The sequence below is a fragment of the Amphritea sp. HPY genome, assembly GCF_050870985.1.
Taxonomy (GTDB): Bacteria; Pseudomonadota; Gammaproteobacteria; order Pseudomonadales; family Balneatricaceae; genus Amphritea.
The window spans coordinates 376,942-400,478 of record NZ_CP194015.1; the positions used below are offsets into that span (position 1 = coordinate 376,942).

Sequence of the window (23,537 nt, forward strand, 5' to 3'; positions counted from 1 at the left end):
CGGCGCAGCAGTGAGTCTGCCCCCCGGTGTTAATTACCAGCCGGTGTAGATATCCAGACCACGTTTCTTGATCTGACCACCGATGACAACACGTTGGATTTCGGATGTGCCTTCCCAGATGCGATCGACCCGGGTATCACGCCACAAGCGTTCCACTGCCTGTTCGCGCATATAGCCACGACCACCCAGTATCTGAACCGCCTTGTCGCAGACGCGGCCGACCATTTCTGAACAGAAAAGCTTCAGTGCAGATGCCCGTGCATGGTTACGCTTGCGATCATCGCTCTGATCGATTTCCCAGCTTAAGCGGTAGAGCATTGACTTGGCAGCCATAATCTCTACTGCCATGTCGGCCAGCATAAACTCGATCGCCTGGAAGTCGCGAACAGGCTGACCGAACTGCACCCGGTTAGCGGCGTATTCATTTGCTTCACGGGTGGCACGGATAGCGCCACCGACACAACGTGCAGCGATACCCAGACGGGCTTCTACAAACCAGTCTTTGGTCATATCGTAACCCTGACCGATTTCGCCGAGAATCTTGTCGTCGCCGACTATCACATCGTTAAAGATATATTCCGGATGTTTAAATGCGAAATGGTGGGTATAGAGCGGCGTACGCTTTAGCTCGACCCCTGGTAGGTCTTTATCGACAAAGAATACGGTTGGCTTATTAACATCACCGTCGACATGAGCATGTACCAGAATATAGTCAGCGATATCGCCGATGGTAACGAACCATTTTTCACCATTGATCTTCCAGCCTCCATCGACTTTGTCTGCACGGGTCGAGCACTGGGTAGGATCAGAACCAGCATCGGCTTCGGTGATGGCATAAGCATCACGACGTCTGCCCTGACAGGTTGGAATCAGGTATTCCTCTTTCTGAGCGGGAGAAGCAAATCGCATCGGATAGGATGGATACCAGAGAGCATCCCAGATAGCCCCTGTCGCCATACCTAACTGTTCGTTCAGCAGGGTCTGCTCAAATATAGTAAAGCCTTGTCCGCCATCTTCCTTGCTGTGATTCGGTGCATTAAAGCCCCATTCAAGGGTGGCGTCGATAATTTTCTGATGGGTTTCTCTGCTGATACCATCGTTCTCTTCGCACTCAATTTCGTGAGGGAACAGCACTTGCTCGGTGAATTCTTTAGCTTTTGCCTGTAATGCAAGGTGCTCTTCTGACAGTCTGAAATCCATTACTGAATCTCCATAGTGTTAATTATTATTTGCATCGATATGGGGTTGCAGTGTTCACCTCAGTGACGGTGAACATGTCTTCTACCCTAAGTTAGGGGTTGGAAAATCAGTTGATTAAATACGACATTATTATCCACTCAGTCGCCATAGTTAATAATTTGTGCGGTGCAGCATGGTGTGCCTGGGGTGGGTTGTCGTCTATGTGACCATGGATGTCGCATTTATATAGCTGGTTTATGGCCTGTTAAACGTACTTTGGAAGCGTTAGAGCAAGGTGCCTGAGGTCACCGGAAAACAATAACAAGAGAGACTGTCTTATGAGTTCTGCTGTACGCACTGAGCAACAGGAATCTGTGCTCATCATTACCCTCGACCGGCCTAAAGCTAATGCTATTGACTGCAGTACCAGTCTTCAGTTGTACAAGGCGCTGGCTGACTTTGAAGTAAATCCTGAGCTGCAGGTTGCCATTATTACAGGTGCCGGTGAGCGGTTCTTCTCTGCGGGCTGGGATCTTAATGCTGCCAGCGAAGGGGAAGCGGTAGATGCCGATCATGGTCCCGGAGGCTTTGCCGGTCTGACCGAGTTTTTTACATTAACTAAACCTGTGATTGCGGCTGTTAACGGCATGGCGGTTGGCGGTGGCTTTGAGCTGGCACTGGCCTGCGACCTGATTGTGGCGGTTGATCATGCACAGTTTTTCCTGCCGGAAGGACAGGTCGGTATCGTGCCCGACTCCGGTGGTGTATTCCGTCTGCCAGCCCGGTTACCGCGAGCTATTGCATTGGAAATGATGCTTACAGGTAAACGACTTGATGCAACGGAAGCCCTGCGCTGGGGACTGGTGAACCGGGTAGTCAGTAGTGAGAAATTATTAGCGACGGCATTGGAGCTGGCACAGCAGATAAGTACCAGCGCTCCGCTAGCGCAGCGAGCCATTAAAGAGCTGGTTAAACTGGGGGAAAGCCTACCGTTGGCCGGTGCGTTTACAGAGCAGCGCAGTGGCCGGCTACCTTATTACCAGCAGATGCTTGAGTCTGAGGATGCCGCCGAAGGTGGTAAAGCTTTTGCCGAAGGTCGGGCGCCGGTCTGGAAGGGCTGTTAGGAGATGCTTATGCAACAGGTATTTAATCAGGATTTGTTTGTTGGCCAGACGGTTCTGGTCAGCGGTGGTGGCAGCGGTATCGGCTTGGCGATCGCCCGCTGCTTTGGTGAGCTCGGTGCCCGGCTGGTGATTGTGGCGCGGGATCGGGATAGGTTAGAGCAGGCGGCAACTGAATTACGGGATCAGGGGATGGAGGTGTTGTGTCGGGCAGTCAATATTCGTGATGCTGATTCAGTCAGTGAATTATTTGACGGGCTGACAGAACAGGGAATATGCCCTGATCTGCTGGTAAATAATGCCGGAGGTCAGTTTACCGCTCCGGCACTGGATATTTCGCCAAATGGCTTCCGATCGGTGGTTGATCTCAATCTGCAGGGCACGTTTCAGATGAGCCAGGCTTATGCTCGTTGCTGCCAGACTGCCGGGAAAGGAGGCAATATCGTTAATATAGTGCTCTGTTTAGAACAGGGTATTCCAGGTATGGCTCACGCTGCAGCATCCCGCGCGGGAGTGGTTAATCTGACCCGAACGCTGGCCTGGGAGTGGGCAGAACTGGGGATACGGGTGAATGCTGTGGCCCCCGGTACGATCGAAACCGATGGCCTGGATAATTATGATGCCGATAACCTACAACAGGGGATAGATCAGTTGTTGATAAAACGGATGGGCAGCCCGGCTGAGGTGGCACAAACAGTGGCTTTTCTGGCTTCACCGGCAGCATCCTATATAACCGGAATTTGTCTTGCACAGGACGGTGGCGAGCACCTGACCGGTGCGTCACCACAGCGTTAATTGGGTCACAGGAGTAATACATGCCTTGTTATGAATTTGAAGGATTGGTTCCGGTGGTCGATCCCACCGCTTATGTGCATCCGACTGCAGTGCTGATCGGTGATGTCATTGTTGGTCCCGGGGTCTATATCGGACCTACTGCATCGTTACGGGGAGATTATGGTCGATTGATTCTGGAAGCGGGCTCTAACCTTCAGGATGGCTGCATCATGCATGGCTACTGCGATATGGATACTGTTGTCGAGCAAGAGGGTCATATCGGTCATGGCGCGATATTGCATGGTTGTGTGGTGCAGCGTAACGCCCTAGTGGGGATGAACGCGGTAGTTATGGATGGTGCCGTAATCGGTGAGGAAAGTATCGTTGCTGCGATGAGCTTTGTTAAAGCGGGGTTCAGTGGCGAACCCCGGCAGCTTTTAGTGGGTTCGCCGGCTAAGGCTATTCGTGAGGTGTCGGATCAGGATCTGCACTGGAAGGGTTTGAATACTCAGGAGTATCAGGCTCTGGTACGGCGTTCGGCGGTCTCCATGAATGAAGTGGAGCCGCTGCCGGAGATGGAAGTGAATCGTCCCCGCCTGCAGGGAGTAACTGAGGTGCAGCCAAAGCTCTGAAGATAGAGATCAATAATGTTCGATGCTGTGGACTTGTGTTGAGCAAGTTCTGTTTTTGACCCGTGGAGGTTTCTGTATCCCCTAATGTCAGCCTGCCCGCCCCTGTCCTTGTCGGGCAGGCTTTTTAACGTTTACTTAGCGCCGACTTTCCTGTCTTCGCTGGGACTGATATCAAACTTCCCTCGATAGCTGCGGGTAAAATGCGGCCCCGAACTAAAACCACAGGCGATACTTATTTCGGCGATACTGAGACTGGATTCCCGCAATAGCTGGCGAGCTCGGTTGAGCCGTAGGCAGATATAATAGCCAGATGGGGAGTTATTCAGATTACTTTTGAATAATCTTTCTAACTGACGTACTGATATATGCGCATGTGCCGCCAGTTCTGTAGTTGGAATTGGATTGTCCAGGTTGTCTTCCATCATCGCTAGTACTTTAAGCAAGCGGGGATGATGAATTTTGAGCCGGGCGGCCAGATCGATACGCTGTTTGTCGGACTTTTGCCGGACACCCGTTTTGATAAACTGTTCACAGATGGATACCGCCAGTTCGTGACCCAGCTCTGATTGTATAATGTATAGTATCAGGTCAATTGCTGCAGTGCCGCCAGCACAGGTGATTAGATTGCGATCAATTTCAAACAGTTCATTCGTTATTTCAAGGTCAGGGTAATCCTCACTGAATGCCGGTACCGCTTCCCAGTGCATAGTGAAACGGTGATTTCTGAGTAGGTTTGCTTTCGCCAGCAGATAGCAGCCAGTATCCATCGCACCGATCACCGCGCCTCTGCGGGACATACTTCTGACCCAGCTGACAATGTCTGAGTGAAGATGTTTTTCCGGGTGAAAACTGGAGCAGATAAACAGGTTTTGAGGGGTGCCGGCATCTTCAATTGCAGTATGATCTTGCAATGCTAAGGTGTTGCTGGCGTGCACTGCAGAGCCATCTTCCGACAATAGCTGCCAACGAAAGACTTCCCGTTTGGCAAAACGGTTTGCCACCCGCATAGGTTCGATAGCTGACAACAGTGCAACCATCGCATATTCCGGCATCAGCAGGAAGGAAATGGTGAAGACACCATCTTGATCGGGTTTCAGAATCATAGGTTATTCTTGTTTTTGACAGATCATGTAAACAAGTGCAGGGAGCAGCAAGCGCCACAAACCTGACCTTTATGAATTGCTAATATAGGGTTTTACCCACCAACTCGCAGGTTCAAAAGTAGACGTCGAGAATTTGCAGATTCGGGCATCATCAAGTGGTTCTAGACGACACAAAAAAGCCCCATTATTTATGATGGAGGCTTTTTAGAAAAAAGAAGCTTAAATTAAGCTGCCTTTTTAGCAATTATCTTCGGGGCTGGAGCAGCCTTAGCTACTACTTCCTGACTCTCGGTCAGGATAGCCTGTACTTCTGCGAAGTATGCTTTTGCGTCTTCAGTAGCAACCTGGGTGCTCTCGGTCAGTTCTTGAAAGCTGGAATTGGTAATTTCTGACTGCTCAGTAACGAATGCGGTAAAACCGTCTATGTCTTTGATTTCCAGAGCGGCTTTGGTGCGGGCCTGGGACAGGCTCAGCAGGTCCTTAGCTGCGGCTTGCTGTACCTCAAATGCCTTGATGATGGCTGCGGTGTTCAGATCAATCATTTTCTGAATCGGAGCGGCGAAGGCAGAAAAATCAACAGCTGGAATATTGTTAAACATATCTATAGATTCCTTAAAGTAAAAACCGATGGTGGACCATGTTATAGATCCATATGCTGCAGCGCAGCATGCTTTAGGATAAGTAGTGATATCAAACTTCTCCTTTGAAGCTGATACTCTCTGACCTACAGATAGATGTATATAAGGAAAAATCTTATTCACGCTTGAGGGTGGAATTGAATATCTCATATTGTGGTTAACAGTGATAAAGCTAAAAGAGAATAGGTGGTTTGTATCGTTTATACAGGTGCAAGAAGTGAACTTGTGAACCTGAACAGTTCCGCTTCTGGCACATAGCCGAAGTTCAAGCAGTCATGCCTCATTGGTCGCTTTGGGTTGTGGTTTCAATGAGTCAATGCAACCACAGCACAACGCAGCCCTTAAGCTGATCAGGATCAATGACGCGTCAGCAGGCCATAATCACTCTGGCAACTTCTAGATTCCGTTCTACACTTGGTATTCTGTTAACCAAAAAGGGGTGGTTCGGCATGAGTTCAGGTAATCAGCAATTGCTCGGCATATCCAGGCTCCAACAGCGGACAAAGCAACTGAAACTGCAGCAAGATCTGACGGAGAATCAGTCCCTTAACTTGGCAGCCCATGAGCACGGTTTTAGTGATTACCAGGCCTACCTGGGATCAGTGCGTAAGCAAGCTATCCAGGTGGTGCTCTGTCAAAATCGCCAGACACTGAATCAGCGATCTTATTCCTAGCTAGTCTTGAGTCATGAGTATCATCAAGAGAAGGTTTGTACTTCACATCCGCAAGGGCCGATTACCCTACGCATATGCCTACAAGATATCGCTGTATACCTTGATCAGCTTGGGCGTAATAGCCGTATCCTGCTATGATTTAGCTCAACGAGAGCCATCCCTCAATCAGATCGTCTTACTTATGACTGCCGCCGTCTCCTGCATTCTTCTTATTGTAAAGCTTTACTCCGAATATACGGATATGAAGCTCAGATTCTTCAAGCATGGGTTTGTTCGGAGATCTCGAATATGGCAAATGGAATAATAAGACTTTTTCCTATAGCCCAATCAGCAAAACGGATCTACTTTGAAATAGGTTCTTCATCGGAATTCGCCCCGGTTTTTTAGCATTTGGCAGGGGTATTTTTTTTGCGCCGTTAAACCAGTAAAAAAGCCTTTCCCAGTTCAGCTTCTTCTGAAATCTTTATTATTTCTTAGAAAATTAAGATTTTTCCTTATTTACAGATTCCAGTAGCACGTCAAGAATAAGGCTCAAGGAACACTTTGTATTAGCTGCAGTGTAACTTCTGACTCAGTTAGCATGATGTTGAGTGCCATTTTCAAAGGACAGGGGAAACGCTATGTATACTGGAACAGTGAAGTGGTTTAACCCCGCGAAGGGATTTGGCTTTATCATTTCCCAGGAGCATGATGAAGATCTGTTTGCACACTTTTCAGCCATTCTGGTCGATGGTTATAAGAGCCTGAAGGGTGGTCAGGAAGTAGAGTTCGAAGCAAAGCCAGAGGGTAATGGTATTCACGCCATAAATATCAAACCGATAGCGTGACCTCAACCGGATAAGGATCGCCCTATGAATAATCTATCGAATGCTCCGGCTGAGTCGTGTGGCTACGACTCGGAGCAGGACTCGTACATTTCCATCGATGAGGCAGGTGTAGTTGTTGACCAGTGCCCAACTGGTGGTGAAGTAGTAGCTTGGATGAAGAATCATACTTCAATTTTTTCACAGCAGGGACTTATTCGCATCATCCCTAGGCTCTCGGCTGTTGAAAATAGGGCGGGCAGCACGCAAATTTTTGAGCTTGTTAATCATCAAATTATTCGATAGTGGGTTGACTCTATAATATACGCCCCGGCTCTACCGTCGGCATGGATAAAACAATAATAACGCGAGTGAATGGAAACCTTACCATGTACGAGAATTTGATTCCTAACAAGAAGTCCAGCCTGGAACCGATGATTGATGTTGCAGAGATCCCCTGCAAAATGGGGGGGGAAGCTAGCAGCATAGAGGATGAGGCTCTTTACCAGAAAATTGCCAGTCAACGGCCCGAGATTGCCGAGTATCGTTGCCGTTATGAGTTTCTGCAAGAAGACTTGAGCTGATTCCAAGAACAGGTCAGTTAGGATGAGATATGGAAGCCACAGTGTGCTTTCGGTGCGCAAGTGGTTTTTTCCGTATCTCCCAGACTGACCGTTCTCCTAAATAGAAATAATAACGCGAGTGAACCGATGAAAGAATGCACATACGCAACAAATGAAGAGGATTGTGACGTGGATGTGGTGTATATCCCATCCAACAATTAGCTGACTAACAGCCCCCTTCCCCCAAGAATAAAGCTGCCCCTGGAGCCTTGTGCAAAAATAGACCGCATGCATGCCCGATTAAAGGAGCATAGGTGATTGTCAGCCCGATTACCTATGTTCTGGCCACTGTTCAGGGCTCGATGCACATCGAGCATCCGTATCAGGCCCTCGACTGACAGCTGACGACACAATATAGATACTCCGTCTCACTCTCTATGATACTAGGCACAGTTGGTAGGTAGCCGCAAAGGGCACCTAAACAGCCCTGAAATGAGGGGCACGATGGCGGTACAAAATTTCGGACCAGCATCGGCAACCATTACGCTGCTGGCGTTTCATGGATCCCCCGGTTTGGGAATGGATAACAAGAAAAACTCGCAGTATTTAGCGCATTTCAATCCGGTCGCTCGTCCGATGACAGCATTACTCAATAACACTCAAACAGGAGAAACATAATGTATCAAAGGATCGCGCTCGTTACTGGAGGTACAGGTGGTATCGGCTCTGCAATCGGCAAAACTTTGGCAAATATTAAACCGTAGCAGTAACTCAGGGTATTGGATTATCCCAGATAATGTAGCTTCCGCGTAGTACTGATATGAGTTCCGTTTATCGTTCTGATTAGAGTCGGCTTATATAACGCCATACATCGCCGGTACTGACGCCATTGGTCAGATCAGTTCGGTAGTATTAGGTTTGTTTGAGAAAGAGTCCGTCGAAACAATGCAGCGCCGACATGTCGAAGTGCTGAAAGGCCGTTCAGGTGAGATCGGTGAATTCAATATTAACTGGGATTTTCACAAGATGAGCTTCAACCAGTGGGTGGACTTGATGTGGAATCACTGAACAATCTTGGCTATATGTAGGAGGCAGTAATGCACAAGCAATTTCCCCGAAAGAAAAAAACCTCAAAGCTGGAGAAGCACAAATATGAAGTGCTGGCTGACATTAATGACCGAGGGATGACCATCAGAGAAGCGGCTGACAAGTGGCAGATAGCACCATCCTCGTTGAGCCTGTTGCGCCAGCGGTGGATGGGCCGGAACTACTACCCGTTAACCCGAGTAGGTTCATGATGACAAATGGAACAGAAGGCTGACAGTTATGGTCAGCAGGTAAGTCTGAGGCAGAGCTGGGTACGTTAGCCCACAACTGCCAATCGGGCGTTATCTTCAATCTACGGGAAGACATTAAGTGCCTGAAGGAGGAGAACAAGTCGCTGGGGTCGCTGGTGTACCAGATGCGCGACACGATGGACCGTGAGGAGAGGGTATAGATGAAGGAGAAATTTTGAAGATCGAACTCTAATGTCTCTATATGACACTGAGCTGCCCCAAATTCTTGATCTGGCTCGACTCAGAGGCAATTAGGTCGCTTATCGTCCCAAAGCGGATACGCTAGGAATCAACAAATTGAAAAGCGGCCGCAGAAGGCCGATCGATTCGCTGTATTGGCTAAAAAATAAAGGGCATTTTCAAAGTGGCTGTCCCTCTGTTGAAAACTATGTCCCCTGTCAGCGATTTTCTAATAAATTAATAGATGTAGATGTAGATGTAGATGTAGATGGATAAGCAACAAGTTTATATACGTGCACAGACAGCAATGAACGATTTTGACGTATTTCCTTGGATCGGCAACTTTAAAATCGGTCATGAAGAAATCGATAGACAGCACAAGAAACTCTTCAGCCTGATTAATGAGTTGGCAAGGTCCTTAATACAAGGAGAGTCAGTAGATTTGCGCCGGGCGTTCGATGAACTGGTTCAGTACGCAAATTTCCACTTTAAGTATGAGGAATCAGTATGGGCTGAATTTCTCGATGAAGTCGACCTCTGGTTCAGCGATCATAATTCAAAGCACGAATCTTTTTTACTTTCCGTATCAGCACTGCAAAACAACGCTAAAGGTAAGCCGGTGATTGAAGTGCTTGAGGATATTCTTCAATTCCTGATTGGCTGGTTTGTTTATCACATTATTGATGATGATAAGCGTCTGGTTATAGCTATAAAGGCTATGAGCCATGGTCATACGATAGAGCAAGCGAAGGCTATAGCTGATAAGGAGATGAATGGTTCGGTGTTAGAGCTCTTCGAAGCAGGCATGCAGATGTATCGTACATCCTCATCACAATCGCTCAGTTTAATTCGAGAGCGTAAAGCCCGTGCTAAAGTTGAAGCTGAACTGCGAGAAGCCAACGATCAACTAGCTGAGCTGGCGATTACCGATCAGCTCACTGGACTTTTCAATCGGCGTCACTTTGATAATGTTATCAAGGCAGAGCTGCAACGCGCGCATAGGGACCAAAAGTCACTCGCTCTGATCTCGTTCGACATAGATTATTTTAAAAAACTGAATGACCACTATGGGCACTCAGTTGGAGATGAGGCACTAAAGAAGATAGGTCAGCGGTTAAAGGAAATCTGCCGTCGATCCAGCGATTTCTCTTTCCGGTTAGGCGGGGAAGAGTTTGCGGTTATAACTACAGATCAGACCAATCAAGACGGCATGGAGTATGGTGAGAGAATCCGCAAACATATTGAAGAACTGAAAATACCAAACATCAATAGCAAGGCTTCTGATTATATGACAGTTTCCGTAGGGCTTGTTATAGCAAATCCAGAGACAGGGTATGACTCAGACAAGCTAATGAAGATTGTTGATCAACGGCTTTATGCTGCGAAGGATTTAGGTCGCAATCGGATTGTAGCAAGTTAAGTCATAGCAGGGGGAGTGGTGGAGACTCAAGCTTCTACCCTTAATCTCGATTATGAAGGGCGCTACATGTGTCTTTCTTTATGTCCGCTGTTGGCAGCGACCTTCCATGTCGCTCTGACTTGGCTATTACACCTCTGTCTGCTCGGCTATTTCCAGAGCATTATCTACATCAATACCTAGGTAACGTACTGTGCTCTCAAGCTTAGTATGTCCTAGCAGTAATTGAACTGCTCGCAGATTCTTCGTGCGCTTGTAGATTAACGCAGGCTTCGTTCGCCGCATCGAATGCGTACCGTATGCAGAAGCCTCAAGCCCAATACTTGTTACCCAACGTTTAACAATACGAGCATATTGCCGCGTTGTAATATGATTGGATCTGTCTGTGCGGTTAGGAAAAAGGTAATCGTTGTTGTTGGCACCAGATACCTGTAGCCACTTTGACTGTGCTTCTCGGGTCTGCTCCATCAGTTCAAAGCGTACAGACGTTTGAGTTTTCTGTTGCAATACCATAGCTCGCGATTGAATTGCTGAGCCATTAGTAATATCGCGTACCCTCAGATTTACTAAATCACAAGCCCGCAGTTTGCTATCGATTGCCAGGTTAAACATCGCTAATTCACGGTGTTGCAGGTTGATCCGGATTGCCCAGATTTCTCTGAGTTTTAGCGGCTTCTTTTGGCCAACCAGTTTACCTTTGTTCCATGGTTGCCGAGCGGAAAGGCCTATTACTGTAGACATGATATATCTCCATCAGTGGTTATAGAGGTCGTTAGACTGAATTGGGTCTAACAATCGCTGACTGACACGGAGGAGATTCGGGACAGATTGAATTAGATAGCCTGATCATTCAAAGCGGACATAGACTGTGCTGTTCTGTGCGTCAGCAAGCGCCACACTGGAGCTGATGATCAGCTAGCTTCAGCCTCACCTTCAATCCATATTTCTCCATAGCGGACAACCGGGCCGGGGCTATCTGGGCTTCAGCTTTCGGCAGGACACGCCCATAAGCGGAACGGTTCAGGTTCACAAGTTCACATCTTGCACCGGTATAAACGATACAAACCACCTATCCTCTTTTAGCTTTATCACTGTTAACCACAAAATTAGATATTCAATTCCACCCTCAAGCGTGAATAAGATTTTTCCTTATATACATCTATCTGTAGGTCAGAGAGTATCAGTTTCAAAGGAGAAGTTTTTCAAGAACGTGAAATGGTTATGACTTGGTAAAACAGGGCCTACAGCACCTTAACTGAAAGATGGGAACACCCAATGCACATAGGGCAAGTGAAGTGGTTTAATAATACGAAGGGATTTGGGTTCATTGTTTCCTCAGAGCATAACGAAGACCTATTTGCACACTACTCTGCTATTTTGGCAGATGGTTGTAAAAGCCTAAAAGCAGGTCAGGTAGTAGAATTCGATACATCGCCTGGAGATCGTGGGATTCACGCTGTGAATATCAAGCCTATCACATAGATGTTGACGGACAGGCAATGAATCCCGCTGAGGTGGTTGTAATAGAATGCATATAGATGTGCTGCGAGGCGAGTTGCTAGCCTGCATAGATGGAGTAGTGCCTGAAAGGAAAAAATAAATGACAGTGCAATCAATCATAATTCTTGCGGCAAGACAGGTGGATATAGATGAATGTTCAGCCCTAATTAGGGATGAGTTTTCTTCTATTTACTCCTGCAAAACTATACCGGTAGCCCGTGAACTGCTAGAGCAACATAAATCAGGCTTTCTTATTTTTAACCACGACAGTCTTAAAGAATCGTTTAACGTCCATCAAACATTATTTCATCTTAAGAAAAAATCTCAGGCCTCTCTATATACAACGATTTTACTGTGTAAAGCCGTGGATGCTGATACGGCTTATAAACTGGTTCAAAAGAAAGTCTTTGACGACTACATTATTTTCAAGCCTCTGTATGACCCTCATCGCCTACGCCTGATGATTCAATCGCTGAGTGGCATACACTCTAACAGCGTCAGTCAAAAAGAACTCGAAGAACGGCTGGCGAACCTTACTGCTAAAGCAAAAGTTTTGTATCGAGCACTGGGCGAATCAATGAGCTTATCCAATGATGCTCGGGAACAGGTACAGACGACGTATGCCGATCTGAAAGATAGCGTTATTGAACAGGTTAACTCTCTGCCATCGCAACTCGCCTCCAGTGGGTGGCAGGATGCCGTCAAAGTCCTTGAGCCTGAAGTATTGCAACAACGCATCAATGACTTCACCGAGCGGCGTGTTAATACGCAATTTGAGCAATCAGAAGACAAGTTGCAACAAACGATGGAGCATTGGGCGGGTGGAATAAAAGAAAATATAGCCCGTGCTACAGAGTTTCTTGATGAAGCTACAGTTGATTTCGATGCGGGTGGCAAAAAAATATTGATCGTTGACGACGATGAGATCTACAGCAGTATTCTGAAATCCATACTTGAGGAGGTTGGATACGCTGTTACCTGCGAACCTAACGGTGAAAAGGGACTCCATCGAATGGCCACATTACAACCCGATCAGGTGCTACTGGATTATAAACTGCCGGACATGACAGGGCTCAATGTACTAGAAAAGGTGAAGGATAGTAACCTGCTAAAACATATCCCCATATTTCTTTTAACGGGTCACGCTGAGAGTGATTTAGTAAAGAAAAGTCTCCAGTATGGAGCCAGTGGCTTTATCGTCAAGCCTGCAAATAGAGAGGCTATCCTGTTGAAATTAAAGGATAACTCTGCATGCAATGGATGAAAAACATGACAGTATCGTTCCCTCTATTGGACGGTTGCGGAAAGTTACGTTATTGAACGTCAGTGGGTGATTATTAGTTTCTGAAGAACGACATTCAAGAGGAATAGAATAATGGCCGCAGGACGTCAGTTGTGGATCTGGGTATTACTCGGAGCTCCCCTCGTAAGCACCATCATCTGGTTCGCCTTGAACTCCGCTCGCCTACACCCTGAAAAAATCACCCTGGCCGAAGCTAATCAACCCGTTTTTGCTCTTATCTATATCGCCGAAGAAAAGGGCTATTTCGACGAGGAAGGGCTCGATATTACCTATCGTTCCTTTACTTCGGGACGTGACGCTCTGACCGATGTACTCGAAGGCAATTCTGATATCGCCACCGTTTACGAGACTCCGGTGGTTCTTCGCAGCCTCGAAGGCTTTTCCCTGGGAATAGTCAGTACGTTGCACAGTTCCACCAAGAACACGGGTCTAGTAGCACGACGCGATGCTGGCATCACCGTACCGGCCGACTTAAAAGGCAAACGCATCGGGATTACTCCGAATACCAATGGGGAGTTTTTCCTATCCTTGTATCTGACCAGCCAGGGGATCGGTTTCTCGGATGTAAACATTGTCACCTTCCATCCGCAGGAATTGAGTCTGGCTCTGGCGAATGGCAGTGTCGACGCTGTCGCCACATGGAATCCAAACCTATTCAATGCACAAAAAGCTCTCGCGGAGGGGGAGACGATCACCTTCTGGTCCGATGTTTATACGGAGCTCTCGGTATTGGCCGGCACTCAAACTTTCATGACGAGCAGAGCCGAAGCCCTACACAGGCTGGTACGGGGGCTACTCCGGGCTGAGAAGTTTCTGCAGAATAATGAACAGGAAGCACTGCAGCTGGTCCTGCAGCGGCTCCCGAATTATCCCGAAGCTACGATTCGAGGCGTGTGGAAGGCGTTCAAGGCGGAGGCTAAGCTAAACAATGTACTCCTATCAGTGTTGCAAAGTGAATCCCAATGGTTCACCTCCAAGGGCGTTGTCAAAGAACAGACTCCCGACTACCGCGAGATTATCTTTGAAAACTATCTTAAGAAAGAAAGCTCAGAAGCAGTAACTCTTCTCAAATAATAGCTGCTGGCCCAATAGTGAGAGTGGAAGTCGTGTGAGGTTCAGCCCAGAAGGAGAATAAAAAATATGGTGAAACCCTTTAGAAGCATCAGCATCAAAATTGCACTGCCCGCTATCATTACAGCAGTTGCACTGGTCCTGACTTTTGCTTACACAGTTTCACTGTACCTGAATCTTGAGGAAAGAATATCGGCGACGATAACCCAGACTGAAAAGACAATGATGCTGTCAAGCCGACTATTGATAGTGAAAAAAGATATTGAGCTGGGTATTAATCTATTTTTAGTCCGTAAAAACCCTGTTTTTGCTGCGAAAAACAGAGTAAATGAACAGGAATTCGAGACAATCGCCAAGCGACTGCAAAAACTTCATACATCACCCACTGCTCTGGTGCTGCAACAAGAACTTTTGCAAACCTGGCGAGATCTCTCTCAGTTAACCAAAGAACTCGAAGAGAACGTTAACAATGGACAGGATAAAAAAATAAAACGGACGTTTCGTCGTTGGAGCCTGCTGAGCATAAAAGCCCAATCACAAATCGAAGATTACACGGTAGCAAATTTTCGCTATATAGAAGAAGTTAATGCACAGATTCAAGAGTTGGCACAGGGGTATATCTTTTCCGGGTTGGTTCTGATTGCCCTGATGCTGACTTGTGTTACCGGATTATTTCTTTTTCTAAAAAAATCAATTATCTTCCCTATTCAATTACTCACTCGAACGGCTACCGGTATTGCCGTTGGGGACTACGAAAAGGCACCCCCACGAATCGTTCGTAACGACGAGATAGGACTGCTTTCCAGTGCGTTTTCCAGCATGGCGTTAAACCTGATAAGTTTCAATCGGGGGTTAGAAAGCGAAGTGCAACAGCGAACGTCGGAACTCGCCAATGCTAATGCACTTTTGAAAAAGGAAATTCTCGAACGCCAGCGTTCCGAGGCGCAACTGGAGATGATTATCAATTCGGTCCCGGCCGGTATCTCCTACTTCGACCGGTCGCTACGATTTGTGTTTGCCAACAAAAAATACCAGGATCTGGTGGGTCTGCCGCCCAACGAGCTGCCCGGCATGCATCTGCAGGAGGTCATCGGGAACACCTCCTACCGCAAGGCAGAACCCCATGTGCTACAAGCTCTGAACGGTAAAGCCACGAGCTTCGACAACCAGTTGCCCGGTCACGACGCCTCCCTGTTTTTCGAGGTCAGTTACCTGCCGCACCTGGATTCGGATGGCACGGTGACCGGATTCTGTGCCATGGTCCATGACATCAGCCTACGCAAACGGCAGGAGGCCTCGCTGTTAGACGCTAAGCTACGGGCGGAAAGTGCCGACGAGGCAAAAAGCCGCTTCCTGTCCCAAATGAGTCATGAGATTCGCACACCGATGAACGGTGTTATTGGCTGCGTGGATATGCTGGCCCGGTCAAGCTTGAAGCCCCACCAGGTAGAGCTGGTGGAGACCATGCACGACTCATCATTAGCTCTGCTCACGGTGATTGACGATATTCTCGACTTTTCCAAGATAGAGGCGGGCCAGCTGGAGTTGGAACGCGAGCCGGTTTCCCTGGAGCAAGTGGTGGAATCTGCATGTGCGACGATGAAGCAAATCGCGCTGCGCAAGCGGCTAAAAATAGACTTATTCATCCATCCGCGCCTACCGCATTTGATCTTGAGCGACAGTGTTCGCCTGCGCCAGATTATTAACAACCTGCTATCCAACGCGATCAAGTTTACCCGCAATCAAAACTGCAGTGGCCGAATTATGGTGCGGGTCGAGTCCGCTAGTGAATCACTGGTGCGTATATCCGTGACCGATAACGGCATTGGTATCTCAGCGGAAGGGCAAGCCAAACTCTTCAAGCCTTTTATGCAGGCGGAGTCTTCCACCACACGCCGTTACGGTGGTACCGGCCTGGGTCTGTCGATCTGCAAGCAATTGGTGGACATGCTCGGGGGCCATATCGAGGTGGACAGTCAGGTGGGATGTGGGTCAACCTTTTTGGTTACCCTGCCCATCGAACCGGTTACTGCCCCTTCGCCTCCTGTCGACCCCGATCTGAGCGGGCTGCACTGTCTGATTGTGGTTCGGGATATGGAGCAGGCGCGGGACTGGTGTGTCTATCTGGAGCACGCTGGCGCCTGCTCGGAGCCAATCGCCGAACAGGAAATGGTACAGCGGAGACTGGCGCAGTTGCCTCCGGAAACAACGGTAGTGGTAATGGAAGGGGCGAGTAAGGCGGTGCGGCAATGGCTCGACGGTCTGTTGATTGATTCGAAGCCGACCCTTGTGGTTATGACCCATGATAACGAGCAAATACCGCATCAGCTGGGGGCGGGTATCGCAGAGATCAATGGTGATCTCATATCCCGCAGCGCCTTACTGCAAGCTATTGGCATCGCTACTGGCCGTATCCAGCCGCAGTCAATAGATGATGTTTCTTCTGAGCATCTGAGCAAAATGCTAACGCCCCTGGACAGGGAGTTAGCTATTAAGCAGAACCGACTTATTCTCGTTGCCGAGGACAATGCGATCAATCAGAAGATGATCTCTCGCCAGCTTACGCTACTGGGGTATGCCGCCGATGTGATCGACAATGGCCGCGATGCGCTATATGCCTGGCGTGAAGGTTGCCACGCATTGCTGCTGACCGACCTGCATATGCCTGCGATGGATGGCTACGAATTAACCAGAGCCATACGTAACGAAGAAAGCGGCACAGAGCATCTGCCAATCATAGCAATTACGGCTAATGCCTTTATAGAAGAAGCTGATAAATGCCTTGCTGTCGGCATGGACGAATACCTTTCGAAACCGATAGTACTCGATAAACTTAAGGCCAGCCTGGGAAAATTGCTGCCTGAAATTGACATGGATGCGACGCCTGCTCTTGCCGATATCACCGTACAATCAGCAGAAATTCCCGATAAAAAGCCGCTGGATACAGCGGTACTCGCGAACCTGGTAGGCGATGATCCTACGCTTATTGAAGAATTCTTTCAGGATTACCGGCAGTCTATCGAAGAGGCTGCAATGCAAATAAAAGCGGCGCTGCGCGCCAACGAGCATGAGGTGGTGAGAGATGTGGCGCATCGGCTAAAATCTTCCTCACGTGCTGTCGGCGCGCTGAGTTTGGGGGAGTGCTGCGAACAAATTGAGCAGTCCACCAATGCTGGTGATCCAATGTTGCATAAGGAATTTGAAAGTATCCTAAATGACGTTATAGCCGAAATTGATAAAATAGTGAAACTGCCATGTTAAACAAAATACATATTTTGCTGCTTGATGACGATCCACTCCAGCTCAAACTACTGACGTGGCAGTTGAAAAACCTTGGCTGCGATCAAATCGTAGGCTTCAACTCGGCGTCAAAGGCACTGGCCGCGTTGGAGGACACCGAACCGGTCATTGATTTAATATTTCTCGACCTGAAAATGCCCGACATGGACGGTGTGGAAGTCCTGCGTCAGCTGTCGCATATCCTATATACTGGTGCTCTGGTGTTGTTCACCGGGGAAGATCAGGACATCATGGAGGCAACAGCTCGGCTGGCTACTGCTCACAAACTTAACCTGCTCGGGGCATTGTCCAAACCCTGTGGGCACGATGAGCTTTACGCGTTATTAGATCGCTATCAGCGGTCCAAACGATCAGCGAATGGCAATGGAAAAAAGACCTACACCTCGGATGAGATCCGCTGCGGCATCGATCAGGGTGAGTTTGTAAATGTCTATCAACCTAAGGTGAAACTTGTTGATGGCACGTTAGCTGACGTGGAAACACTGGTGCGTTGGCATCATCCTTATGATGGACTTGTGTATCCGGATCAGTTCATCACTGTGGCCGAAGAGCACAGCCTCATTCAACGCTTGACTCGTAGCGTACTGGCCGAAGGGCTGATACAAATGAAGTGCTGGCGTGACGCAGGCTTGCAGTGTGGTGTGTCCTTCAATGTATCGATGCTCGATCTTACCGACCTAGCATTTCCTGAATACGTACTGGGCGAACTCCAGCGGAATGACGTATCTACGACTAATCTCACCCTTGAGGTCACCGAATCGCGTCTGATAATGGATTTTCGAGCCTCTATGGAAATTCTGCTTCGATTGCGGCTTATGGGGGTTAGATTGTCGATCGACGATTTTGGCACGGGCCATTCTTCGCTCGCCCAGTTACGTGATCTGCCTTTCACTGAGCTCAAATTAGACCGTAGCTTTGTGGATGGCGTTCACAACGATTCGACCCTTGGCGCAATCGTCGAGGCCAGTGGTGATATGGCGCAGCACCTGAACATGATGGTGGTCGCCGAGGGCGTGGAAAGCCTGGAAGACTGGCGCTGGTTACGAGAGCGCAACTGCGACCTGGCACAGGGCTATTTAATAGCCAAACCCATGCCTGGTGAAGAACTAGCAGGCTGGCTCGAAAACTGGGAGGCACGCAAGCAGGAATTGCTGGCAGACTAACCCCGGCAACACCCGAGAGTCAAAGACATACTGATCGCCTGTGTCGATGCTTTAAAAGACTTTCCTAATGCGATTAACACTTCGTTCCCAGATAATCCCCTATAGCTATAGGGCATACACGGTATGTTGGATCGATCAGTTGAATCTATCACCGTTATTTTTCGAGAGGATTACCCAGGAACCATTCGTAGTAAGTCTGCTTTAATTTGCAGTAACTCCTTTTACTTATGGCTCGACAACATTAGAGCGAATAGCCAGGCGGGTAAGTTCGGCTGTATTGCGCAGTTCCAGCTTATGCATAATGTTGGTCTGGTGCACGCCAACAGTTTTGGGACTGATGTACAGCAACTCAGCAATATCTGTAACCGGTTGTCCCTCGGCCAGCTTACAGAATACTTGAAACTCACGTTTCGAGAGCTGAATCAATGGGCTCGGAATATTGGCATCCGCTTCAGTTGAATCCGGTACGGTCGCATACGTATGAGGCCTGTCCTCGGCCACAGAGTGAACCGCATCCATCATCTGTCCTGCCACGCTCGATTTTGACAAATAACCTGTCGCACCGGCTGTCAATGCTCGTTCGATCATGACCTTGTTATCATGCATACTGAACACCAGTATACGCACACTTGGATTTCTTGCGCGTAGGCGACGGATGGTCTCCAGCCCACCGATCCCCGGCATGTTGAGATCCAGTACAACGATGTCTGCACCCTGCTTTGCATACAAATCGCAGGCTTCCTCGCCGCTGCCAGCCTCTGCTATCACCTGAATGTCTGCAGAACTTTCAAGGAGACGGCGATAACCATCACGTACAACGGGGTGGTCATCTACAAGTAGTATTTTTATCATTATGTCATTATTGCGTAACAACCAGATTTTACCTAAGGGAATTAGGCAAACAGTGTCCAATAACTCTAAAATTAAGGAATTTTCTTATAGGAATGGAATGATGCCGTACTAACACTAAGTTCTAATTTTAGCCGTTATGACGGCTCTTGCCGTAAGGCAGTGCGGGAAATTGTTTTTCCATGGATGAGAAACAAAGTATGCGTATTGGTGATATGAACGATACCGATAGCATCTCAAGTAAGGTCAAATCGCGAGATAAATTGTTACACGAAGTGCGTCTACTGGAGGCCTTAATCAAAGATTAAGGCTTGCTGAACCCATCAATGCTGATGTCATGGCCCACGCAAGATATACCGCGATTGCCTGGATCGGCGATTGCAAGAAATGAACCCGATTTCTCCCCCCTCCTTAAGCGGTTCTCATTAACCGGTCTTCTCACCGCCACCCTCCAGGCGTTTTTTTGTATGCGGACTGTGCCATGAAGGCAATGAATCATCCACTTATCTGTAGACACTCTTAAGCGTTATTAAGAGGAGTTCATGATCGAGGCTATTCCCATTTATGCATTGCAGGTATACCAGTATTTTTTGCTTACCAGGGGAAAGGGGCCAGTAGAACGGCACATCAAGAGTACTTACTTTAGCTGCCTTGGCCGTGAAGACTTATGAGGAGGCGGTAGCCTCCGATCGACTTGCTTGTCTCAGTCCTGCTCGCCGGTATAGCGGAAATGTCGCTTTTATCTGTACGCCATTTCCGACATAACTATTTAGAATAAATTCGCCGTGCGCAGCGAGCACGCGCTCGCGCATGCCAACCAGGCCAAATCCTTCCGTGGTTGCCTCCATATCCATGCCCTTACCGTTGTCCTCGACACTCAGCAACAGGCTGTCCTGTTCCCCGGTTTCTTCCGTGTGTCGAATCAGCTGGACAGCAACATAATTGGCTCCGGAATATTTGGCTGCGTTAGTCAGACTTTCCTGGATGACGCGATAAAGCGTGATATTGAGGTCATCATCTAAATCATCCAGCTCACCATCCATTGTTAGTTTGAGTTCAACCGCAGGGTGCTGTTCCTGCCGCTGATTGATCAGTTCCTTGAGACTCTCTACCAGGCCAAATTCATCGAGCAAGGTGGGGCGCAACTGACGTATCATGCCGCGGATGTTCTTGTGCATCTCGGTGGCACTGTCATCGATGATCTGGGCAGTGGCCTGAACACCCTCATTCTGCCCCCCATTGAGCTGGCTTATGACCTCGGCGTTGATGTGGATTGCCGTCAGCCACTGACCGAATTCATCATGCAGCTCACGGGCCAGATAGCGGCGCTCCTCTTCCTGCACCTGGAACATGCGTTGCGTCAGGTCACGATTTTGTTGAAGGAGATCAAGTATTTCTTCCTCCGCTTGCTTGCGTTCGGTGACATCTGAGGTAATAGCCACTATTTTCTCTACTTCCTGCTTTTCATTGATTACAGGGTAGAGCCTGGTGTCGAAATAGCTTCCCTCTCTTATTTCCTCAGCGTGAACTGCTTTTTTGGTCTCGAATACCTTCTTCAGGTAACCACTCCACTTTTCCACCAACTTGGGTGGCATCGGGCCATAATTGTTCATTCCTATTAATCCGGATGGCTCCACGTCGAATCGCTTCACCGCAGTCTCGTTCGCTTCCAGGCAGACACCCTCCTTGTCCATGAGAAAGATGCTGTCATCCGTCGCACCCAGTAGCGCCTGCCAACTCCTGTTGCCTTCATCAAGTTCGGCGGTGCGCTCCTGTACGCGCATCTCCAGTTCGTCATGGGCCTTGCGCAGCGCTTCATCGGCTTTTTGTAATGCCAGCCTCTGTCGGTGTATCTGCCACAGCCAGAACAATAGCAAGGCAAGCAGCACGATTGCGACAGCGACGATCTTCCAGATCAGGGTGTAGTCGATCTTTTCTTCATACTTCAGGGATACCCATTTGTTCCTGATGGCCAGTCGTTCCTCTTCGCTGATGGAGGCCAGGGCTTTGTCAAGAATGCCCACCAGCATCGGCCAGTCGTCGCGAACGCCAACGCCCAATAGCGGCTGTTCAACGTCGACGGGCGCGGCGAACTTGAGATTGCTGATGTAGTGTTCACGAATCAGGTGGGCTGCTACCGGTACATCGAGCACCGCGGCTTCGGTCTGTCCCGTGGCAACAGCCTGCAGGGCCGCCAGTGGCGTTTCTGCAGGCTGAGGCACAATCTGCGGATAACGCGCAGAAATTAGTCCAGTACTCATGTAGCTTCCTGTCAGTGCGGTTTTCTTGCCGGAAAAGTCTTCCAGGCCAGTCACAAAAGGCACATCGTCGCGTGTTATCAGGACCAGGTCGGTTTTGATAAACGGCTCGCTGAAGCGCAGGTATTGCGAGCGCGGCTCGGTTTTTGCCAGCAGGCTGACGATATCGATTTCTTTGCGTTTGGCCTTATCCAACACTTCTGACCAGGTAAGTCTGAACACCGGTTCGATGGTGATGCCGAGTTGGTCACTGATGATCTTCATGTAATCGGCAATGATGCCCTTGTGCTTGCCGTCTTTACCGACATAATCAAACGGCGGGTAGGCGGAATCGAAACCCATGCGCAAGCGGGGATGTTTGGTCAGCCAGGCCTGTTCTGCCTGAGTGAGATTCAGTGGAGGTGCTATCGGCTTCTCTTGCTCGAGTGGCTGAAAGAGCAGCCATTTGGCCTGGATATCGTCGCGTTCCGTCTGGTTGATGGCGGCCAGTCCCTTGTTAAGGATACCGACCAACTCCGGCCAGTCCTTACGAATCGAGTAGACCAGACTCAGGGGCCGGTCCTTGATCACATACGCGACTTTAATGCGTTCGATTTCGTCTGGCGCAAGCAAAGAGAAAAAGGAGTCGTCACCGATAGTGGCATCCACCTTGCCGTCCTGCAGTTGATTGAAGCTTTCACGGTCCGAGCCTGTTTCGACAATGTCGATGTCGCCGACCTTGCCCAAAACATCTCGATCAAAGGCAACGCCCTTTTGTACGGCCACCGTACGTCCGGCCAGGTCCTGCAGGCTGCGCACCGTAAAATCCGCTTCTTTACGGGTGACAATATTCTTGTGCGAGGTGTGATAGTTGTCGCTGAAGCGGAAATGGATTTTGCGCTCTTTCAACGGGGCCGAGGTGGTAAGACCGTCGATCTCGTGTGCCTTGGCCGCGATCACCATGTCTGCCCATTTGCCGGCGCGCAGTTCGATTTGTGTCCCCAACTTTTCATTCAACAGCGCGATATAATCGGCATCCAGGCCTCGAACTACGCCATTTTTACCGACCTGCACGTAAGGCTTCCAGCTAGCTTCGGTGCCTAACACGATACGGGGATGCGCCTTTAGCCAGGCACGCTCGGCGTCAGTCAGCGCAACAGGCTGATCGGCTAATGCGAGCGGCGTATACAGCGCCATCATCCCGGCTACCATCACCAATAGTGCAACGCTTGTCTTTTGTAAAATACTTCTCAGGACCATTAAGTCTTCCATCTTTATTAATCACGTCGTGAGCTTAGCCGTGAATGCTTGTGGGGATACGGCAAGCCCGACCGGCTTTACTGTCTCAATCCTTTTCGCCGGTATTGATCGGAAATATAGCCTTAATTTGCACCACATTGCCGACATGACTATTTAGATTGAATTCTCCGCCAACACCCATGATTTGCTTGCGCGTGCCGGTAATCCCAAATCATTTCCTGTGTTGATTGAGGTCCATTCCCTTCCAGTTATCGTCAATGGTTAAAAGCAATCGTTCTGGTTGTTTTTCAGTACGCACGCGATTCAATAAAATCTTGACCTGGCTCACCCCTGCATACTTGGCCACGTTGGTGAGGGCCTCCTGCATAATACGATAAATGGTGGCATCAAGGCTGGCATCTAGGTTGGATATATCACCTTCGATGTTTAACAT

The 23,537-nt window shown here is 48.7% G+C and carries 23 protein-coding genes; 16 read left to right on the forward strand and 7 right to left on the reverse strand.

Annotation, left to right across the window (positions count from 1 at the left end; genetic code table 11):
* Positions 1-33: 33 nt before the first annotated feature.
* The gene (locus ACQUQM_RS01595) at positions 34-1,200 is read right to left on the reverse strand and encodes an acyl-CoA dehydrogenase family protein (RefSeq protein WP_432472737.1); all 1,167 of its coding nucleotides are present in this window, start codon (positions 1,198-1,200) and stop codon (positions 34-36) included.
* A 317-nt stretch (positions 1,201-1,517) separates the two neighbouring features.
* Here ACQUQM_RS01595 and ACQUQM_RS01600 point away from each other — a divergent pair, with 317 nt between their 5' ends.
* From ACQUQM_RS01600 to caiE, 3 genes are read left to right on the forward strand one after another with little or no spacing between them, the layout of a single operon-like run.
* On the forward strand, positions 1,518-2,303 hold the full coding sequence (locus ACQUQM_RS01600; RefSeq protein ID WP_432472738.1) for an enoyl-CoA hydratase-related protein: 786 nt from the start codon (positions 1,518-1,520) through the stop codon (positions 2,301-2,303).
* Between the two features lie 9 nt (positions 2,304-2,312).
* Positions 2,313-3,095 carry an SDR family oxidoreductase gene (locus ACQUQM_RS01605; RefSeq protein ID WP_432472739.1) on the forward strand — a complete coding sequence of 261 codons (783 nt, stop codon included), beginning with the start codon at positions 2,313-2,315 and terminating at the stop codon, positions 3,093-3,095.
* 20 nt (positions 3,096-3,115) lie between these two features.
* The gene (caiE, locus tag ACQUQM_RS01610; RefSeq protein WP_432472740.1) at positions 3,116-3,706 is read left to right on the forward strand and encodes a carnitine operon protein CaiE; all 591 of its coding nucleotides are present in this window, start codon (positions 3,116-3,118) and stop codon (positions 3,704-3,706) included.
* 131 nt (positions 3,707-3,837) lie between these two features.
* Here the strand turns inward: caiE and ACQUQM_RS01615 are convergent, their stop codons facing one another.
* Both ACQUQM_RS01615 and ACQUQM_RS01620 read right to left on the reverse strand, forming a co-directional pair.
* The gene (locus tag ACQUQM_RS01615) at positions 3,838-4,809 is read right to left on the reverse strand and encodes a GlxA family transcriptional regulator (RefSeq protein WP_432472741.1); all 972 of its coding nucleotides are present in this window, start codon (positions 4,807-4,809) and stop codon (positions 3,838-3,840) included.
* 224 nt (positions 4,810-5,033) lie between these two features.
* A complete protein-coding gene (locus ACQUQM_RS01620; protein WP_432472742.1) occupies positions 5,034-5,408 on the reverse strand; it encodes a hypothetical protein in 375 nt (124 codons plus the stop codon).
* 488 nt (positions 5,409-5,896) lie between these two features.
* Here ACQUQM_RS01620 and ACQUQM_RS01625 point away from each other — a divergent pair, with 488 nt between their 5' ends.
* The 8 genes from ACQUQM_RS01625 (at position 5,897) to ACQUQM_RS01660 (ending at position 10,424) form a co-directional block, all read left to right on the forward strand.
* Positions 5,897-6,121: a hypothetical protein gene (locus ACQUQM_RS01625; RefSeq protein ID WP_432472743.1), complete on the forward strand. Its 225-nt coding sequence runs from the start codon at positions 5,897-5,899 to the stop codon at positions 6,119-6,121.
* Positions 6,122-6,741: 620 nt separating this feature from the next.
* Positions 6,742-6,948 carry a cold-shock protein gene (locus ACQUQM_RS01630; RefSeq protein ID WP_432472744.1) on the forward strand — a complete coding sequence of 69 codons (207 nt, stop codon included), beginning with the start codon at positions 6,742-6,744 and terminating at the stop codon, positions 6,946-6,948.
* A 24-nt stretch (positions 6,949-6,972) separates the two neighbouring features.
* Entirely contained in the window at positions 6,973-7,230 is a 258-nt protein-coding gene (locus tag ACQUQM_RS01635) for a hypothetical protein (RefSeq protein ID WP_432472745.1), read from the forward strand.
* 83 nt (positions 7,231-7,313) lie between these two features.
* Positions 7,314-7,508, forward strand: a complete 195-nt coding sequence (locus ACQUQM_RS01640; RefSeq protein WP_432472746.1) for a hypothetical protein — start codon at positions 7,314-7,316, stop codon at positions 7,506-7,508.
* 483 nt (positions 7,509-7,991) lie between these two features.
* Positions 7,992-8,165, forward strand: a complete 174-nt coding sequence (locus tag ACQUQM_RS01645; protein WP_432472747.1) for a hypothetical protein — start codon at positions 7,992-7,994, stop codon at positions 8,163-8,165.
* Between the two features lie 267 nt (positions 8,166-8,432).
* Positions 8,433-8,555, forward strand: a complete 123-nt coding sequence (locus tag ACQUQM_RS01650) for a hypothetical protein (protein WP_432472748.1) — start codon at positions 8,433-8,435, stop codon at positions 8,553-8,555.
* A gap of 29 nt (positions 8,556-8,584) precedes the next feature.
* Complete coding sequence (locus tag ACQUQM_RS01655) at positions 8,585-8,785, forward strand: hypothetical protein (protein WP_432472749.1); 201 nt, start codon at positions 8,585-8,587, stop codon at positions 8,783-8,785.
* A gap of 487 nt (positions 8,786-9,272) precedes the next feature.
* Positions 9,273-10,424 carry a GGDEF domain-containing protein gene (locus ACQUQM_RS01660; protein ID WP_432472750.1) on the forward strand — a complete coding sequence of 384 codons (1,152 nt, stop codon included), beginning with the start codon at positions 9,273-9,275 and terminating at the stop codon, positions 10,422-10,424.
* Positions 10,425-10,550: 126 nt separating this feature from the next.
* Here the strand turns inward: ACQUQM_RS01660 and ACQUQM_RS01665 are convergent, their stop codons facing one another.
* Positions 10,551-11,162, reverse strand: a complete 612-nt coding sequence (locus ACQUQM_RS01665; RefSeq protein ID WP_432472751.1) for a tyrosine-type recombinase/integrase — start codon at positions 11,160-11,162, stop codon at positions 10,551-10,553.
* Positions 11,163-11,696: 534 nt separating this feature from the next.
* Here ACQUQM_RS01665 and ACQUQM_RS01670 point away from each other — a divergent pair.
* The 5 genes from ACQUQM_RS01670 (at position 11,697) to ACQUQM_RS01690 (ending at position 18,758) form a co-directional block, all read left to right on the forward strand.
* Positions 11,697-11,903, forward strand: a complete 207-nt coding sequence (locus ACQUQM_RS01670) for a cold shock domain-containing protein (RefSeq protein ID WP_432472752.1) — start codon at positions 11,697-11,699, stop codon at positions 11,901-11,903.
* A 118-nt stretch (positions 11,904-12,021) separates the two neighbouring features.
* Positions 12,022-13,185, forward strand: a complete 1,164-nt coding sequence (locus ACQUQM_RS01675) for a response regulator (protein ID WP_432472753.1) — start codon at positions 12,022-12,024, stop codon at positions 13,183-13,185.
* Positions 13,186-13,296: 111 nt separating this feature from the next.
* Positions 13,297-14,298 carry an ABC transporter substrate-binding protein gene (locus ACQUQM_RS01680; RefSeq protein ID WP_432472754.1) on the forward strand — a complete coding sequence of 334 codons (1,002 nt, stop codon included), beginning with the start codon at positions 13,297-13,299 and terminating at the stop codon, positions 14,296-14,298.
* A 66-nt stretch (positions 14,299-14,364) separates the two neighbouring features.
* Complete coding sequence (locus ACQUQM_RS01685) at positions 14,365-17,556, forward strand: ATP-binding protein (protein WP_432472755.1); 3,192 nt, start codon at positions 14,365-14,367, stop codon at positions 17,554-17,556.
* Entirely contained in the window at positions 17,550-18,758 is a 1,209-nt protein-coding gene (locus tag ACQUQM_RS01690; RefSeq protein ID WP_432472756.1) for an EAL domain-containing response regulator, read from the forward strand. The genes ACQUQM_RS01685 and ACQUQM_RS01690 overlap by 7 nt, the downstream gene beginning before the upstream one ends.
* A 225-nt stretch (positions 18,759-18,983) precedes the next feature.
* Here ACQUQM_RS01690 and ACQUQM_RS01695 read toward each other — a convergent pair whose 3' ends face one another.
* The 3 genes from ACQUQM_RS01695 to ACQUQM_RS01705 all read right to left on the reverse strand — a co-directional run bounded on the left by ACQUQM_RS01695 (position 18,984) and on the right by ACQUQM_RS01705 (position 23,537).
* Entirely contained in the window at positions 18,984-19,610 is a 627-nt protein-coding gene (locus ACQUQM_RS01695) for a response regulator transcription factor (protein ID WP_432472757.1), read from the reverse strand.
* 662 nt (positions 19,611-20,272) lie between these two features.
* Positions 20,273-23,116 (reverse strand): transporter substrate-binding domain-containing protein, encoded by a 2,844-nt coding sequence (locus tag ACQUQM_RS01700; RefSeq protein WP_432472758.1) that lies wholly within the window; start codon positions 23,114-23,116, stop codon positions 20,273-20,275.
* Positions 23,117-23,315: 199 nt separating this feature from the next.
* Entirely contained in the window at positions 23,316-23,537 is a 222-nt protein-coding gene (locus ACQUQM_RS01705) for a hypothetical protein (protein WP_432472759.1), read from the reverse strand.

Excerpts from the sequence above, each read along its gene's own strand:
- ACQUQM_RS01680 (WP_432472754.1), top strand. The coding sequence starts at position 13,297 with ATGGCCGCAGGACGTCAGTTGTGGATCTGGGTATTACTCGGAGCTCCC.
- ACQUQM_RS01595 (WP_432472737.1), bottom strand. The coding sequence starts at position 1,200 with ATGGATTTCAGACTGTCAGAAGAGCACCTTGCATTACAGGCAAAAGCT.
- ACQUQM_RS01690 (WP_432472756.1), top strand. The coding sequence starts at position 17,550 with ATGTTAAACAAAATACATATTTTGCTGCTTGATGACGATCCACTCCAG.
- ACQUQM_RS01635 (WP_432472745.1), top strand. The coding sequence starts at position 6,973 with ATGAATAATCTATCGAATGCTCCGGCTGAGTCGTGTGGCTACGACTCG.
- ACQUQM_RS01655 (WP_432472749.1), top strand. The coding sequence starts at position 8,585 with ATGCACAAGCAATTTCCCCGAAAGAAAAAAACCTCAAAGCTGGAGAAG.
- ACQUQM_RS01615 (WP_432472741.1), bottom strand. The coding sequence starts at position 4,809 with ATGATTCTGAAACCCGATCAAGATGGTGTCTTCACCATTTCCTTCCTG.
- ACQUQM_RS01630 (WP_432472744.1), top strand. The coding sequence starts at position 6,742 with ATGTATACTGGAACAGTGAAGTGGTTTAACCCCGCGAAGGGATTTGGC.
- ACQUQM_RS01640 (WP_432472746.1), top strand. The coding sequence starts at position 7,314 with ATGTACGAGAATTTGATTCCTAACAAGAAGTCCAGCCTGGAACCGATG.
- ACQUQM_RS01670 (WP_432472752.1), top strand. The coding sequence starts at position 11,697 with ATGCACATAGGGCAAGTGAAGTGGTTTAATAATACGAAGGGATTTGGG.
- ACQUQM_RS01605 (WP_432472739.1), top strand. The coding sequence starts at position 2,313 with ATGCAACAGGTATTTAATCAGGATTTGTTTGTTGGCCAGACGGTTCTG.
- caiE (WP_432472740.1), top strand. The coding sequence starts at position 3,116 with ATGCCTTGTTATGAATTTGAAGGATTGGTTCCGGTGGTCGATCCCACC.
- ACQUQM_RS01700 (WP_432472758.1), bottom strand. The coding sequence starts at position 23,116 with ATGGAAGACTTAATGGTCCTGAGAAGTATTTTACAAAAGACAAGCGTT.
- ACQUQM_RS01695 (WP_432472757.1), bottom strand. The coding sequence starts at position 19,610 with ATGATAAAAATACTACTTGTAGATGACCACCCCGTTGTACGTGATGGT.
- ACQUQM_RS01685 (WP_432472755.1), top strand. The coding sequence starts at position 14,365 with ATGGTGAAACCCTTTAGAAGCATCAGCATCAAAATTGCACTGCCCGCT.
- ACQUQM_RS01650 (WP_432472748.1), top strand. The coding sequence starts at position 8,433 with ATGCAGCGCCGACATGTCGAAGTGCTGAAAGGCCGTTCAGGTGAGATC.
- ACQUQM_RS01625 (WP_432472743.1), top strand. The coding sequence starts at position 5,897 with ATGAGTTCAGGTAATCAGCAATTGCTCGGCATATCCAGGCTCCAACAG.
- ACQUQM_RS01705 (WP_432472759.1), bottom strand. The coding sequence starts at position 23,537 with ATGTTAAACATCGAAGGTGATATATCCAACCTAGATGCCAGCCTTGAT.
- ACQUQM_RS01675 (WP_432472753.1), top strand. The coding sequence starts at position 12,022 with ATGACAGTGCAATCAATCATAATTCTTGCGGCAAGACAGGTGGATATA.
- ACQUQM_RS01660 (WP_432472750.1), top strand. The coding sequence starts at position 9,273 with ATGGATAAGCAACAAGTTTATATACGTGCACAGACAGCAATGAACGAT.
- ACQUQM_RS01665 (WP_432472751.1), bottom strand. The coding sequence starts at position 11,162 with ATGTCTACAGTAATAGGCCTTTCCGCTCGGCAACCATGGAACAAAGGT.
- ACQUQM_RS01600 (WP_432472738.1), top strand. The coding sequence starts at position 1,518 with ATGAGTTCTGCTGTACGCACTGAGCAACAGGAATCTGTGCTCATCATT.
- ACQUQM_RS01620 (WP_432472742.1), bottom strand. The coding sequence starts at position 5,408 with ATGTTTAACAATATTCCAGCTGTTGATTTTTCTGCCTTCGCCGCTCCG.
- ACQUQM_RS01645 (WP_432472747.1), top strand. The coding sequence starts at position 7,992 with ATGGCGGTACAAAATTTCGGACCAGCATCGGCAACCATTACGCTGCTG.